At 68.4% G+C, this 13,797-nt stretch carries 14 protein-coding genes; 7 read left to right on the top strand and 7 right to left on the bottom strand.

Annotation, left to right across the window (positions count from 1 at the left end):
• Nucleotides 1-100: 100 nt before the first annotated feature.
• The gene (locus tag ACYQZ5_RS04105) at nucleotides 101-871 is read left to right on the top strand and encodes a hypothetical protein (RefSeq protein WP_379732223.1); all 771 of its coding nucleotides are present in this window, start codon (nucleotides 101-103) and stop codon (nucleotides 869-871) included.
• Nucleotides 872-1,123: 252 nt separating this feature from the next.
• Nucleotides 1,124-2,071: a biotin--[acetyl-CoA-carboxylase] ligase gene (locus ACYQZ5_RS04100; RefSeq protein ID WP_379818763.1), complete on the top strand. Its 948-nt coding sequence runs from the start codon at nucleotides 1,124-1,126 to the stop codon at nucleotides 2,069-2,071.
• A gap of 9 nt (nucleotides 2,072-2,080) precedes the next feature.
• Here ACYQZ5_RS04100 and ACYQZ5_RS04095 read toward each other — a convergent pair whose 3' ends face one another.
• A complete protein-coding gene (locus tag ACYQZ5_RS04095) occupies nucleotides 2,081-2,608 on the bottom strand; it encodes an amphi-Trp domain-containing protein (protein WP_379731474.1) in 528 nt (175 codons plus the stop codon).
• A 137-nt stretch (nucleotides 2,609-2,745) separates the two neighbouring features.
• Between ACYQZ5_RS04095 and hemE the strand changes: the two genes are divergently transcribed.
• Entirely contained in the window at nucleotides 2,746-3,756 is a 1,011-nt protein-coding gene (gene hemE / locus ACYQZ5_RS04090; RefSeq protein WP_379731475.1) for a uroporphyrinogen decarboxylase, read from the top strand.
• Here the strand turns inward: hemE and hemG are convergent, their stop codons facing one another.
• The 3 genes from hemG to ACYQZ5_RS04075 are packed head-to-tail and all read right to left on the bottom strand — an operon-like array spanning nucleotide 3,757 to nucleotide 7,243.
• Nucleotides 3,757-5,049 (bottom strand): protoporphyrinogen oxidase, encoded by a 1,293-nt coding sequence (gene hemG / locus ACYQZ5_RS04085; protein WP_459845266.1) that lies wholly within the window; start codon nucleotides 5,047-5,049, stop codon nucleotides 3,757-3,759.
• Entirely contained in the window at nucleotides 5,042-6,088 is a 1,047-nt protein-coding gene (hemH, locus tag ACYQZ5_RS04080; protein WP_379731477.1) for a ferrochelatase, read from the bottom strand. The genes hemG and hemH overlap by 8 nt, the downstream gene beginning before the upstream one ends.
• Before the next feature lie 60 nt (nucleotides 6,089-6,148).
• Nucleotides 6,149-7,243 (bottom strand): mechanosensitive ion channel family protein, encoded by a 1,095-nt coding sequence (locus ACYQZ5_RS04075; RefSeq protein WP_459845263.1) that lies wholly within the window; start codon nucleotides 7,241-7,243, stop codon nucleotides 6,149-6,151.
• A gap of 85 nt (nucleotides 7,244-7,328) precedes the next feature.
• On the opposite strand from ACYQZ5_RS04075, the gene ACYQZ5_RS04070 reads away from it, so the two are divergent.
• Nucleotides 7,329-8,033 (top strand): 5-formyltetrahydrofolate cyclo-ligase, encoded by a 705-nt coding sequence (locus ACYQZ5_RS04070; RefSeq protein WP_379731478.1) that lies wholly within the window; start codon nucleotides 7,329-7,331, stop codon nucleotides 8,031-8,033.
• Here the strand turns inward: ACYQZ5_RS04070 and ACYQZ5_RS04065 are convergent, their stop codons facing one another.
• Together ACYQZ5_RS04065 and ACYQZ5_RS04060 are read right to left on the bottom strand one after the other, a co-directional pair.
• Complete coding sequence (locus ACYQZ5_RS04065; protein ID WP_379818760.1) at nucleotides 8,034-8,408, bottom strand: DUF7993 family protein; 375 nt, start codon at nucleotides 8,406-8,408, stop codon at nucleotides 8,034-8,036.
• A complete protein-coding gene (locus ACYQZ5_RS04060; protein ID WP_379731384.1) occupies nucleotides 8,405-8,854 on the bottom strand; it encodes a DUF2240 family protein in 450 nt (149 codons plus the stop codon). The genes ACYQZ5_RS04065 and ACYQZ5_RS04060 overlap by 4 nt, the downstream gene beginning before the upstream one ends.
• Before the next feature lie 659 nt (nucleotides 8,855-9,513).
• Between ACYQZ5_RS04060 and ACYQZ5_RS04055 the strand changes: the two genes are divergently transcribed.
• On the top strand, nucleotides 9,514-9,888 hold the full coding sequence (locus ACYQZ5_RS04055; RefSeq protein WP_379731383.1) for a 30S ribosomal protein S8e: 375 nt from the start codon (nucleotides 9,514-9,516) through the stop codon (nucleotides 9,886-9,888).
• 95 nt (nucleotides 9,889-9,983) lie between these two features.
• Nucleotides 9,984-11,435, top strand: coding sequence for a sensor histidine kinase (locus ACYQZ5_RS04050; RefSeq protein WP_379731382.1), 1,452 nt, complete (start codon nucleotides 9,984-9,986; stop codon nucleotides 11,433-11,435).
• On the opposite strand, the gene ACYQZ5_RS04045 is transcribed toward ACYQZ5_RS04050, so the two are convergent.
• Nucleotides 11,432-12,433 (bottom strand): PhoU domain-containing protein, encoded by a 1,002-nt coding sequence (locus ACYQZ5_RS04045; protein WP_459845260.1) that lies wholly within the window; start codon nucleotides 12,431-12,433, stop codon nucleotides 11,432-11,434. The two genes, ACYQZ5_RS04050 and ACYQZ5_RS04045, sit on opposite strands and share 4 nt — an antisense overlap.
• A 280-nt stretch (nucleotides 12,434-12,713) precedes the next feature.
• On the opposite strand from ACYQZ5_RS04045, the gene ACYQZ5_RS04040 reads away from it, so the two are divergent.
• On the top strand, nucleotides 12,714-13,739 hold the full coding sequence (locus ACYQZ5_RS04040; protein ID WP_379731380.1) for a PstS family phosphate ABC transporter substrate-binding protein: 1,026 nt from the start codon (nucleotides 12,714-12,716) through the stop codon (nucleotides 13,737-13,739).
• The last annotated feature ends 58 nt before the right edge of the window (nucleotides 13,740-13,797 follow it).

Below are 13,797 nucleotides of genomic sequence, written 5' to 3'. Positions count from 1 at the left end.
TTGTCAGTCCTTCCCTGACCGGTCTCAGTCGTGTCAATACTACCTACAAATGGTGACTGGAGTCGAGTGAGTGCCCTCGAGTGGCGCGGTGCCACGAGGAGTGCACGACGAGGTAGTCAAACCAATGGAACGTCGAAAATTCATTGCCAGTGTCGGATCGCTCACTGCCGCCGGGGCAGCTGGAATCGGAACGGGCGCGTTCACGAGTACGCGGGTCAACCGTAACGTTTCGGTCGATGTCGCCGGTGACGCCGATTCGTACCTCGGAATCATCGCGTCCGATGCGAGCGCGGTTTCGACCAGTAGCGAAGGCACGATCTCCATCGATCTCGCCAGTAGCTCCGGGCACGGCGGGACTGGCGTATCGAACGACAGCCTGACGCGTATTTGGCCCGCGTTCCAGCTCCGGAATCAAGGGACGGATACGATATACGTCGAGATGGAGAACCCACTGGCCGACAGTGACCTCACGGACGGTGGTGTGGACGTGCAGTTCCTCGCTGTTGACGACGCCGACGAAAACGTGATCGGGGACAACATGCCGGTTCTCTTCGATCGGACCAGCGTCGTGAGCAGCGTTGGTGGATGGGATATCGGGAACCCGGCCGCAATCGCCCAAAGTGTGGGCGGCGTCCACGCACGTGGGTTTAAAGGTAGCTCCCGTGGCGGAAGTCGGTTCAAAGGTAACGACGAGGCTTCGACGATGTACCTGGAGTTGAGCCCAGGTCAGGATGTCGATGTCATCGTCCGAGTGTTCGCCCAAGTCGACGACGTCGACTCCGTCGACCTCTCGGACGACGTCACAATCGAGGCCTACACTGACGAATCGAACACGACTATCGAAGACGGTGAAGATTGGCTCGGTGACTGATTAACTGGTCAGCTCGTTATCTTTTTAGGACTCATCTGGAGGTTCAACAGTTCTGAAACTGTCTGATTCGCACAACGAGTATCATACGTTTCAGACGCTTACTGCATTCGCATACGTACTCCCCGTGCTAAGCGGGAACTTGACCAGACGTCGGGAACACGGCGAGCGACTGGAACGGAGTGGAATCGTCCTCAGGCGAACCACCGACGCCACACCACGACCGATTTACCCCCACCGGTCCCACGGCCACCCATGACCGACACGCGTCGCGCGCTGCTCGATGCCCTCGAGGACGACCGCGTCGCCGGCCCCGAACTCGCGGACCGACTCGGCGTCTCCCGAGCGGCGGTCTGGAAACAGGTCGAGGCGCTCCGGGAGACGGGCTGGGGGATCGAGAGCACCGACGACGGCTACCGCGTGACCGACGTGGCCGAGTTCGGCGGCGCCGCGATCGAGTACGGCCTCGACGCGCCGTTCGAGATCGAGTTCCACGACAGCATCGGCTCCACCAACGAGCGCGCCCGCGAACTCGCCGACGAGGGGCGGGCGGACGTGGCCGTCGTCGCCGACGAGCAGACCGCCGGGCGTGGACGGCTGGACCGCGGCTGGAGCGGTCCGTCGGGCGGGATCTACACGTCGTTGCTGCTCCGTCCGGACGTGCCGCCCGCCCACTCGCCCGTCTACACGCTCGCGGCCGCGGTCGCCGTGACGCGCGCCGCGCGGGAGGCGGGCGTCGACGCGCGGATCAAGTGGCCGAACGACGTTCTCGTCCTCGACGATGAGGCCGAGCGCGGCGGGCAGAAACTCTGTGGCATCCTCACCGAGATGGAGGGCGAGGCCGACCGCGTCGCGTGGCTGATCGTCGGCATCGGGATCAACGCCAACGTCGATGCGGACGCGCTACCCGACGGCGCCACCTCCCTGCTGGCCGAACGCGGCGAGCCGATCGACCGCCGACTGTTCACCCAGCGCCTGCTGGAGACGTTCGACGACCTGCGGAACGACCCCGACTCGATCCTCGACGCGTGGCGCGAACACGCGGCGACGCTCGGCCAGCGCGTGCGCGTGGAGACCCCCGGCGGCGACGTGGTCGGCGAAGCCGTCGACGTGGCGTTCCCCGGCGCGCTGGTGGTCGAAACCGACGACGGCGAGCGAAAGCGCGTGACTGCGGGCGACTGCGAACACCTGCGCCCGGTGTAACGGTCGGTGTTACTCGCTGAACTCCTCGGAGAGCTCGGCGTCCGGGGAGTTCGCGACCACGCTGCGGATCCCCTTCAGGGCGTTGTGCTTGCGCGTGTACCCCTCGCCGCCCGTCGCGATGACGTTCCCGTTGCGGTGGCGGAGCCGCCAGCGCCACTCCGACGCCCTGTCCTGAAACAGTTCGAAGCGGGCCATCGACTGTGGTCCGTCGGTCGCCCCCGCGAGTACGGGCTTCCCGGTCTCGGTTTCGTCCTCGTTCTCCTCCTCGACGCCGATCGGCTCCTCGATTGACGTAACGGACGATTCCGCGTCGGACGCGGGCCACTCGATCTCCAGTTCCAGACTCGCCTCGCCGCCCTCGGTTTCCAGTTCGAGTTCGAGGGTGAGTTCGTCGGGCATCGCGACGGAGACCGCGTTTGCCCCGTCGCCCAGCCGAACGTCGCCGGCGCGAACCCCGTCGGCCACGCCCTCCAGGATCGACGCGATCTCCGCACGGTCGGCCGTCAGCTCCTCGTCGTACTCGTCGTTTCGAGTCACAGTCGCAGTCCGGGGGGACGACGGATAAACGGTTGCTCCGTCGAGAATCGGACGGGTCGGTCGAGACACAGAGCCGCCGACACGCGTAGCCAGCCCCGAACGGAAACGCACTAACCCCGACCGGCCGAACCCCCGCTATGACCGATCCGCTTCTCGTCCGTGCCGCCCGCGGCGAGCACACCGAGCGCCCGCCCGTCTGGCTGATGCGGCAGGCCGGCCGCCACCTGCCCGAATACCGCGAACTCCGCGAGGAGTACAGTTTCCGCGAGGCGATCGAGACGCCCGAAGTCGCCGAGGAGATCACGCTCCAGCCGTACGAGCGCTACGGCGTCGACGGCGTGGTGATGTTCTCGGACATCCTCACCTGCCTCGAACCGCTCGGCTTCGACTACCACATCGAGTCCGGCGTCGGCCCGGTGATCGAGAACCCCGTCGAGGGGCCGGAGGACGTTGCCCGCCGCCGTGGCGACGTGCGCGAGGAACTCTCGTTCGTCGCGGACCTGCTCGACCGCCTGAGCGAGAGCGTCGCCGACGAGGACGCCGTGTTAGGGTTCGCGGGCGGCCCGTTCACGCTCGCGTCCTACGTCGTCGCCGGCGGGCCCGACCGCGGGCGCAAGGAGGTCCGGAAGTTCCGCGCGCGTCATCCCGAGGCGTTTCGGGAGCTGATGGAGCGCTTCGCGGACGTGGTCGCGGAGTACCTCCAAATGCAGGCCGACCACGGCGCCGACGCCGTCCAGCTGTTCGACACCTACGCGGGCGTGCTCCCGCCGGCGGATTATCAGGAGTACGTCCTCCCGCTCCACCGCGAGATCGTCGAGAGCGTCGATCTCCCGACGATCGAGTTCGTCCGCAACATGGGCGGGCGACTGGAGAGCCTGGAGGCGACCGGCGCCGACGCCGTCGCGCTCGACTGGACTGTCGACATGGCGACCGCCCGTTCGGAACTGGGCGACACGCCCGTTCAGGGGAACCTCGACCCGTCGATACTGTACGCCGACCCCGAGACGATCCGCGAGCGGACCGCCGAGATCATCGAGGCCGCCGGTGCCGAGGGGCACGTCCTCAACCTCGGCCACGGCGTCAACCGCGACACGCCGATCGAGGGCGTCGAGGCGTTCGTCGAAACCGCGAAGAACTGGGAGTGGTAGCTACTCAGGGCCTGCGAGCCGCCCGGCCAGCCGTCGCGCCTCGCGGACCCGGCTCGGCACGCCCATCCGGCCGGTGTAGTTGGTCGCGAGCGTGATCCCCTCGGGGGGGTCGACGCGCTCGCTGGCAGCCCAGGAGTCGTCCCACGCGGGGAACGCGCGGGGCATGCGCTCAACGTTGACCACCTCGGCGTCGACGCCCATCACGCGCCGGAACTCGGAGACCGCCGTCTCCCCGAGCGTCGCGTCGTCGCGATCGATCGCCCCGGGGTCGTGCATCCCGCCGAGGAAGACGGTGTAGACGCCGTCGCGGTCGAACAGGCTGGTGTTCCACGTCACGCCCAGCGTCCGCAGCGGCTCGGTCCGGCGGACCTGATAGCCGAACCCGTCGGCGCGGGCGGGGCTCTCCAGATGCACCATCACGAGGGGGTTGTAGTTGAACTCCCGGAGCGCCGCCGCGCTCTCGGCGTCGACGCCCTCGACGATGTCGGCGGTGGTGTCGGCGGGCGTCGTGAGCACGACGTGATCGACGCGCCGGCTCCCGTTGTCGGTGTGGACGAGCCACTCGCCGTCGCCGTCGTCGGCGCGCTCGATTCCCGTCACGGGCGTCTCGCGGTGGAGTCGGTCGGCGTGTTCCTCGGCCAGCGCCTCGGGGAGGCGCTGGAGTCCGGACTCGAAGCTCGCCGGCGGCGGCGTCTCGTCGCTGGCGAACACCAGCCGGGAGAGCGCCGCCCGGAGCAGGCTGCCGTTTTTCTCCTCCATCCCCATGATCGGCTTCAGCGCGTACTTCGCGGGCATTCGCGCCGGGTCGGAGCCGTACGTGCCGCCGAACAGGGGGGCGATCAGGTTCGTGTACGCCTCGCGGCCGAACTTCCGGACGAACGCCGCCTCGGCGGACTCCTCGGGGTCGATCGGATCGGTCAGCGGTTCGGCCAGCAGGCGGAGCTTCGCCGTCGGCGAGAGCAGGTCCGTCCGCCGGAACGCCGACAGCGACCGGGGCGCCTCCCGGAGTTTGCCGCCGGCGTAGACGAACAGCGGCAGGTCGTCGTCGGCCGTGATCACCTCGTCGGCGATGTCGAGGTCGGTCACCATCGCCCGGATCGCGTCGGTCAGCCGCAGGCGCTGTGGGCCGAACTCGAGCAGCTTCCCGTCGATCTCGCCGCTACGAACGACGCCGCCGACCTCGTCGGTGGCCTCGTACGCCACGGCGTCGACGTCGCGCTCGGTCAGCGCGTGTAGGGTCGAGAGGCCGGTCATCCCGCCGCCGACGACGGCGACCGCGGGGTCCTCAGTCATTCCGGCGGGCGTTGAGACACATCGCGTTCGGCTCCGGCCGGCACTTGCACTGCTGGAGCCCGTAGAGGTCCGGATCGAAGTCGGCGATGAACGGCTCGGTCAGGTCCGCGAGCAGGCCGACGAACCGCTCGTCGTCGTAGGGGACCGGGACGCGAGTGAACCCGAGTCCCTCCTCCTCGGCCTCCTCGCGCAGGTCGTGGTCGAGTTCGCCGAGCGTCTCGCTCTGCTCGTGCATGAAGCTCGTGGGGTCGACGACGACACGCTCGGCGTCGATCTCCTCGATCACGTCCTCCACGTCGGGCTGGGTCCACTCCACGTCCCGGTTGGCGTGGTTCTGGTAGCCCAGTTCCCACTCGGGGTTGCCGAGCATCCCTGCGACCATCTTGCAGTACTCCTCGACGTACTGGACGTAGCGGCTCCCCTCGTCGAGGTAGTACGTCGGGGTGCCGTGGGCGGAGAAGATCAGCCGGGTGTCCGAGTCGAGTTCGAGCCCCTCGCGGTTGAGCGTCTCGCGGATGTTGTCCGCGCGCAGCCGAGCGTAGGCGGAGTGGGTGTGGTACCCCGTGATCTCGGTGTACGGCACGTCCCAGTCGAGGTCGTCGACGGCGTTCGAGAGCTTCTCCAGCGCCTGCACCGTCGTCGAGGGACCGCAGAGCGGGTAGACGGGCAGCCCGATGAGGCGGTCGACGCCGTCGTCGTGGGCGGCCTCGGCGGCGTCCTCGACGAACGGCTCCATGAACTGGTAGCCGACGTACGTCTTCACGTCGTAGCCGCGGTCGCGGAGTTCGGTCTCGACGAGTTCGGCCTGCCGGTCCGCGTGGGCGTTCAGCGGCGAGCCGCCGATCTCGCCGTACTCCTCGATGAGGCCGGGCGCGCGGCGTTCGGCGAGCGATCGGGCGCGCTCGCGGGCGGCCTCCTGAGTGGTCTCCCCCTCGATGTCCATGTTCGCGAGGAAGATTCGTTCGAGGTAGTCCTCGACGACGTCGCGGTCGGCCACGGCCGGCTCACCGAAGTTGAGCACGGCGATCCCAGTAGTCATACGTCGAACTCGGGGCCGGCGGGCCAGAAAGGTAACGGTTCAGGCGCGCGCCCGCGCGAGTCAGCGATCGCCGTCGTCGCCGTCATCCGCAGCGCCGGCGTCGTCGGCATCCTCCGCAGCGGCGTCCTCCGCAGCGGCGTCGTCGGTGTCGTCGTCCGCACCGACATCACTGACATCTTCGTCGCGGACGGCGGCGGAGTCGACGGACTCCCGCTCGGGCGCCTCGCGGGTCGCGATCCGGGCCTCGCCGCTGGTGTCGTCGAACACCATGTGGCGGTGCGGGTAGGCGATCTCCACGTCGACGTCCTGCTCCTCCAACTGCTCCCAGATCGCCGTCTGGACGCGCGAGCGGGCGGTCAGGAGCTTGTACGGTCGGTCGACCCAGTAGCGGAGCGTCAGGATCACGCCGTCGTCGTGGAACTCGTCGATGTAGCAGGTGGGGCGTGCGGGGTAGCGCGCCGAGCCGATGCGAATGTCCGGCCCGCCCTCGATCACGCCGTCGACCTTCCGCGCCGCGCTCTCGATCAGCGACCGCGCCTCGGCCACCTCGCTCTCGTAGGTCACCTCGACCGACAGCCTGAGCCGGGTCCGCTCGTCCTCCGCGGAGAGGTTCGTCACCTTGTCCTGCCGGATCACGTCGTTGGGGACGACGAGGAACGTGTTGTCCACGGTGAAAATTTTCGTGTACCGGATCGTGATGTCGTCGATGAACCCCCGGGTCTCGTCGGGGAGTTCGACCATGTCGCCGATCTCGTATGGCTCGTCGGCCAGCAGGAACAGCCCGTTGACCACCGACCCCACCAGCGGCGCCAGCACGATCCCGATGACCGCCGAGAACACCGTCACCGAGAGCACGATGTTGCCGAGTTCGAGGCCGACCAGTCCCGCCGCCAGCAGGAGGAAAAACAGCGTGATCGTCGCGCGGATCAGCCGCAGCACCTGCTGGGCGACGCTCTGTCGCCGGAACCGCTTCGCGACCGGGCGCCCGAACAGCCGGACGGCGTACCGCGAGACGGTGTAGCCGACGACGCCGAACACCACCATCAGGAGGAAGCTCAGCGCGGGCGAGCTCCCCCAGTTCGGGAACAGCGGCGCCAGCCGGTCGACGAGGGAGCCGAGCATCCGTATCGGGTCCGGGAACTGGCCGAGGCTCACGACCTCACATCCACCCGCCCCGGAAAAAGCGTTGCCGTCGGCGCGGCCCCGGTGTCGATAAGCGATCGGACGCCCAAGCGGGCGCATGGAGAAACAGGCGCTCCGCGAACGGGTCTGGGACGAACTCGAAGCCAGCGGCGAGGCTCGCTTCCCGTTCCCGCCCCACGGCCGCATCCCCAACTTCGCCGGGGCCGAGCAGGCGGCCGAACGGCTCGCGTCGACCGACGAGTGGGCGGCCGCGGACACGATCAAGTCGAACCCCGACTCCCCGCAGCGGCCGGTCCGACGGCGGGCGCTGGAGGCGGGCAAAGTGGTGTACATGGCCGTCCCGCGGCTCGCAGACGAGGACTGCTTCCTGCGGCTCGATCCGGCAGCGATCGACGACATCGACCACGCCACCACGATCGGCGGGTCGTCGGAGTTGGGCGTGCAGGTCGGACCGGAAGAGATGGAACCGATCGACCTGATCGTCTCCGGCAGCGTCGCCGTGACCGAGGAGGGGGAACGGGTCGGGAAGGGCGAGGGGTACAGCGATCTGGAGTTCGCGATCCTCCGGGCGTTCGGGCTGGTCGACGACGACACCACGACGGCCACGACGGTCCACGAGATCCAGGTGGTCGACGAGGACGTCCCGACGACGGCGCTGGACGTGCCGATGGAGCAGATACACACGCCCGAGCGGTCGATTCGGACCGATTCGGCGGGCGGGAAGCCCTCGGAGATCGACTGGGACGCGCTCGACGACGAGCGACTCGAGGAGATTCCGATCCTGTCGCGGCTGGAGCCTTGACTACGCCTCGATCGCCGCCTCGAACGCCGGCAGGACGCGCTTGACCTGCGCGCCGTCCTCGACGAACACGATCGTCTGTGGCGGGTCGGCGGCCTTGGGTCGGACGCGGAGTCCCTCATTCTCTGCTGCTTCAGCGACCGCCGCGGGCGCGGCGCGGAACTCCACGCGAGCGCGGTCGGGCTGGACGTAGACGGTCGCGATCGTCTCGTCGGCCGGGGCGTTGCGGACGCGGTACGCGAGCGCGCCGTCAGCCGTCGGCTCCACGTCGGGGTCGGCGTCGGTGACCGCGAGCGCGACGTGGCTGGCGCCGCTCTCCAACTCGGAGGCGAGCAGTTGGGCGATGCGGTGGCCGTCCTGGAGTCGGTCAGTGGTCATTCTTCGAGCACCGAGTTTCGGGCCGCGCCGGCGACCCCGCTCACGTCGACGCCCTCGCGCCGGGCGTAGACGACCGCGGCGGCCTCGATGGTCACGCCCAGTTCGCGCTGGAGCTCGTTGATCCCCGCGACGGCGGCCTGCTTCTCCACGCCGGCGTCGGTGACGCGGTCGAGCACTTTCTCGAAGGCGCTCTGCTCACGGAGCACGTCCGCGTCGGGGCTGAACTCCTCGGGCACGTCGACGCCGTCGGGGTCGAACGTCGCGACGAGTTCGCCGTCATCGCGTTCGAGCAGCCCGCGGCCCAACGCCACGTCGACGACACGCTTGGCCTGATCGGGGGAGAACCAGTCCCGGTCGAGCGAGAGCGCGACGACGAACTCGCCGTCGCCCAGCCGGTCCCGGCCCTCCTGCCGGAACGGGACGGCGACGGTGGCCTCCAGACTCATGCTCGTGTGGAGGGGGTGGGCGGGGGGTAAGGGTTGTGGATCGGGTGGGTTCTGGGTAGTTTTCGTTGGTGCCGTCGGTTGGTGGTTCTTCGACTGTGGATCTCGCCCGACGGCAGCGGACAGCACTGCTTCCGCGACAGCGAACAGCAACAGCATCTCGTCCGTTGGCAACTTGAACAGCAACCGCAACAGCATCTCGACGCCAGAGCACTTGCGACCGCAGTGCGCCGAACACGAGGTTCGGCGCAGCACGGAATCCCCACCCCTCCCCCCGCGTCGGCGACAGGTCGCCGACGCGAGGCGTCCACCGCCCCGCTACCGCACCGCGGCCGCTGTCGGCGCGCGACGTGAGCGCCTCCGTGCGCGAACGAGCGCGCGAGGGACGAGTGACTGAGCGATAGCGAAGGAACGAGTCGGCTGGGGAGGTTCGTGGGCTGTGCGGGGCGGTTGCGGTCACAAGTGGTCTAGCTCACTCCGCGGTGTTCGCAGATGCAGCAGCGGTGCCGTTCGCGGCCGCAGTGATGTCAGTCCTTGAGCAATCGATGAGGCCCAAGCAACACAAATCACGAACCGCGGTCGACTCACCACACACCCCACCGAATTCCGATACTGGGCCGAGAGTCGAACGGTTCAAGTATTCGCTGACCGTTTCCCGGAGTATGCAAGACCAAGGCCACTCCCGACGCAAGCGTACCGGGGGTCGACTCGTCCGATCGCACAAGAAGAAGCGCCACCAGCTGGGTAACGAGCCTACCGAGACCACGGTCGGCGAGCCGAAGTTCCGCGTCGTCGACGCCCGCGGCGACAACCGCAAGACCCGCGCCCTCTCGACGAACGTCGCGCAGGTCGCCGACGGCGGCGAGACCGTCGCGGCCGAGATCGAGGACGTGACCGAGAACCCCGCGAACGTCAACTACGTCCGACGGAACATCATCACCAAGGGCGCCGTCATCGAGACCAGCGCCGGCACGGCCCGCGTCACCTCCCGCCCCGGCCAGACGGGGCAGGTGAACGCGGTCGTCGTCGACGAGTAACCGCCGCACTTTCTCCCGCTCTCCCCGTCGGTCAGCGGCCGCACCGGCGGCGAGCTATAAGTATTCCCGCCACCTACGGCCCGTAGAGACCCATCGTGAGAAACGGTACCCAGACACCTGCCGAAACCACCACGGGCGCCGTCTTCGGATTCGACCGGGGCGGCCGCCTGCGTAGCTGGAACGGTATCGCGACCGACGTGGCCGGCTACGACGAGTCCGCGATCGACGGCCTGCCGTTCGGCGACCTGTTCGAGAGCGACGCCACCTCGCCGACCGACCTCCCGGCGGGTCCCGTCGAACTCACCCTCCGAACCGCCGACGGGGACGCCCGCTCCGTCACGTTCGAGGTCCACCGACTGGGGGGCGAAGGCCCCGCCGTCACGCTGATCGGAACCGACGACGAACGCGGCGACCACCGCGTGCGCGTGCTGCGGGAGATGTACGAGATCGTCGCCGACCGGGGGCGCTCCTTCGAGCAGCAGGTCGAGGCGCTGCTGGCACTGGGCCGGGCCGAGTTGGACGTGGCCTACGGGACGCTCTCCCGGATCGAGGGCGAGGAGTACCTGTTCGAGGTCGTCGACGCCGACGAGGGCGACGACGCGATCGAGGCGGGCGACGTGGTGCCGCTGTCGGCCACCAACTGCGAGGTCGCCGCGAGCACCGAGGAGACGATCGTACTCGGCGACGTGGCCCGCGACGCCCCCGAGGAGACCGACCGCGCGGGCTACCGCGACTGGGGGATCTCCTGTTACATCGGCGCCCCGGTGTTCGTCGACGACGGGGTGTACGGCACGTTCTGCTTCTACGACACCACCCCCCGGAACGGCCAGTTCTCCGACTGGGAGGTGACGCTCGTGGACCTGATGTGTCGCTGGGTCAGCTACGAACTCCAGCGCGAGCGGGCCAACGAGCGACTCGAACGCCAGAACGACCGGCTCGAACGGTTTGCCTCGATCGTCTCCCACGACCTCCGGAACCCGCTGAACGTGGCCGACGGCTCCGTCGAACTGGCCCGGGAGGACGGCGAACTCGAACACCTCGACCGTGCCGCCGCCGCGCTCGACCGGATGGACGCGCTGATCGACGACCTGCTGACGCTGGCCCGCGCGGGCGAGGCGATCGGCGAGACCGAGGCGATCGACCTCGCGGCGCTCTGTCGGGAGTGCTGGGGCGATCTCTCGACGGTCGACGCCGACCTCGTCGACGCGACCGAGCGGACCATCCGCGCCGATCGGACTCGGGTCCGACAGCTCCTAGAGAACCTCTTCCGAAACGCAATGGAGCACGGTCGACCCGGGGGCGAGAGCGTCACCGTGACCGTCGGCGACCTCCCGGAGGGGTTCTACGTCGCCGACGACGGGGTGGGGATCCCCGAGGCCGACCGCGAGATCGTGTTCGAGCGGGGCTACTCGACGAACGCCGAGGGCACCGGCTACGGGCTGGACATCGTCGCAGAGATCGTCGAGGCCCACGGCTGGGACGTGACGCTGACCGAGAGCGACGGCGGCGGCGCGCGCTTCGAGATCACCGGCGTCGAGTTCGCCTAAGGCGTCGGCGCGGCCTTCTGGAGCGCGGTCTCGGCGACGTTGCCGCCGTAGTCCGCGGCCCGCGAGAGCGAGTCGACGATCAGCCCGAGCAGCTGTGCCCGCGCGGGGTCGAGCTCCCGGAGTAGCTCGTCGATCTCGCGGGCGCTGGCGTCGATCTCCTGGACGCGCTCGCGGGCGCCGTTGGCCAGCCGGATCGCCTCGTCGTTCTCCTCGGCGACCAGCGCGGCCATCGCGTCCTCGATCACCTCGGCGGCCGCGCCGTGAAGCTCCTGCAGCGACGCCGTCACCTCCTCCGGCGGCGTCCCCTCCAGCTCCAGCGAGAGGTGGGCGATCTTGGTGGCGTGGTCGGCGACCCGCTCCAGCTGCCGGGCGCTGGAGTGGTAGTCGAAGCAGACCTCGCGGGGGAGGCCGAGCTCCTCGGCGGCGGTCGGGCTGCGCAGCGTCGCCCGGAAGATGCGGGAGACCACCATGTACAGCCGATCCACGTCGTCGTCGCGCTGGACCACGTCCCGGGCGAGGTCGTCGTCGCCGGCCGCCAGCGCCTCGACGGCGTCGTCGAGCATCGACGACGCGATCAGCCGCATCCGGTCGACGGCGTTGTGGATCGACAGCTCCGAGGAGTCGAGCAGATCCCTGACGACCACGCGCTCGGCGGTCTCTTCGAGCACCTCCAGCCCGACGAGGCCTTGGGCCGCCTGTCGGATCTCCCGGCGCTGGTCGGTCGTGATGCGGTCGGCCTCGAAAGCGATCACGTCGAACCCCGAGACGTACATCGTCATCACCGCGCGCCGGAGCTCCTCGCCCTCCAGCCCCGCCACGTCGAGGCTCCCCTCCGTCCGCCCCTCCTCGCTGACTGGCGTGAGGATGAGCGAGTGGTCCTCGGGGTGGAACTGTACGCGGCTCCCCGCCTCGACGTCGTTCTCGGTCGCCCACTCCTTGGGTATCGACACGGTAAACGTCGACCCGCCGGTCACCTGCACCTTCCGGGTTTCGGCCATCGGGAGAGGATAGCCGGCGGAACGGTCATAAACGTTCCCCTCAGCTATATACTTTCACGTCAGGGGAGTACCGGACCCGATCGATACCCGAGCGAGCCACGAACTATCGAGACGGATTTCGGCGTCGTGCGACGACGCAACAGACGAAGCGTCCGTCATCTACCGTTCCCCTTCGGTCGGGGGAGCCGGTCCAAAGCGAGCGTGTGAGAACCGTTTGCGAACGTTGTTCTATATAGATTTCATAGTAGTGTATTTACCTCCGTGAGGGGAGTATCCGGTGATGGCAAAACAGACCGACGGCGTCTCCCGACGATCGTTCCTCGCGAGCGCGGCCGCGACGGGTGCGGTCGCGGCAGCCGGCTGTACGAGCAACACGGGCACCGAAACCGGCGGCGGGCTCTCGGGTAACATCGACATCTCGGGGAGCTCGACGGTGTTCCCGCTCTCGGTGGCGATGCGCGGCGCGTTCACCGGCAGCGGCGAGTACCCCAACGTCGACGAGACGGACCAGCACCCCGACGTCGACATCTCGATCAACTCCACCGGGAGCGGCGGCGGCTTCACGAACTACTTCTGTACGGGCGATACGGACTTCAACAACGCCTCCCGCCCGATCAGCGAGACGGAGGAGCAGCAGTGCGCGGACAACGACGTGACCCCGGTCGAACTGAAGGTCGCGACCGACGCGGTGACGGTGGTCGTCAACAACGACGCCGACTGGTTCGGCGAGGACGACTGCGTCACCGTCGAAGAACTGCGGGAGATCTGGTCCGCCGAGAGCCAGCCGACGACCTGGAGCGACGTGAACTCCGACTGGCCCGACGAGGAGATCCAGCTCTACGGCCCCACCGACGCCTCGGGGACGTTCGACTACTTCCTCGAGGAGATCATCGGCGAGGAGGGGAGCCACCGAACCGACTACCAGGCGACCGAGCAGGACAACCAGATCATCAACGGCGTCGCAAACAGCGAGTACGCGATCGGCTACATGGGCTTCGCTTACTACTCCGAGAACACCGACCGCGTGACCGCGCTGGCGATCGACAACGGCGACGGCTGCGTGAAGCCGACGCTGGAGACCGCGAGCAGCGGCGAGTACCAGCCGCTCTCGCGGCCGCTGTTCACCTACCCCGCCCAGTCGGCGCTGGCCGAGGAGCATATCGCGGAGTTCGCGCGCTTCTGGCTCGAGTACAGCACGAGCGAGCAGATCGTCGCGAACGAGGTTGGCTACGTCCCCAACACCGAGGCGGAGCGCGACGAGATGCTCGACCGACTCGACTCCGCGATCGAGGCCGCCTCGGAGTAACCACCGCGCCGTGGACCTCACAACGAAGCGCTTTTTCCGTGATACGCCGATGAACGAT

The sequence above is a fragment of the Halolamina salina genome, assembly GCF_054653455.1.
Note: the sequence above shows the minus strand (reverse complement) of the source record. Positions and strands in the feature narration are given on the sequence as shown.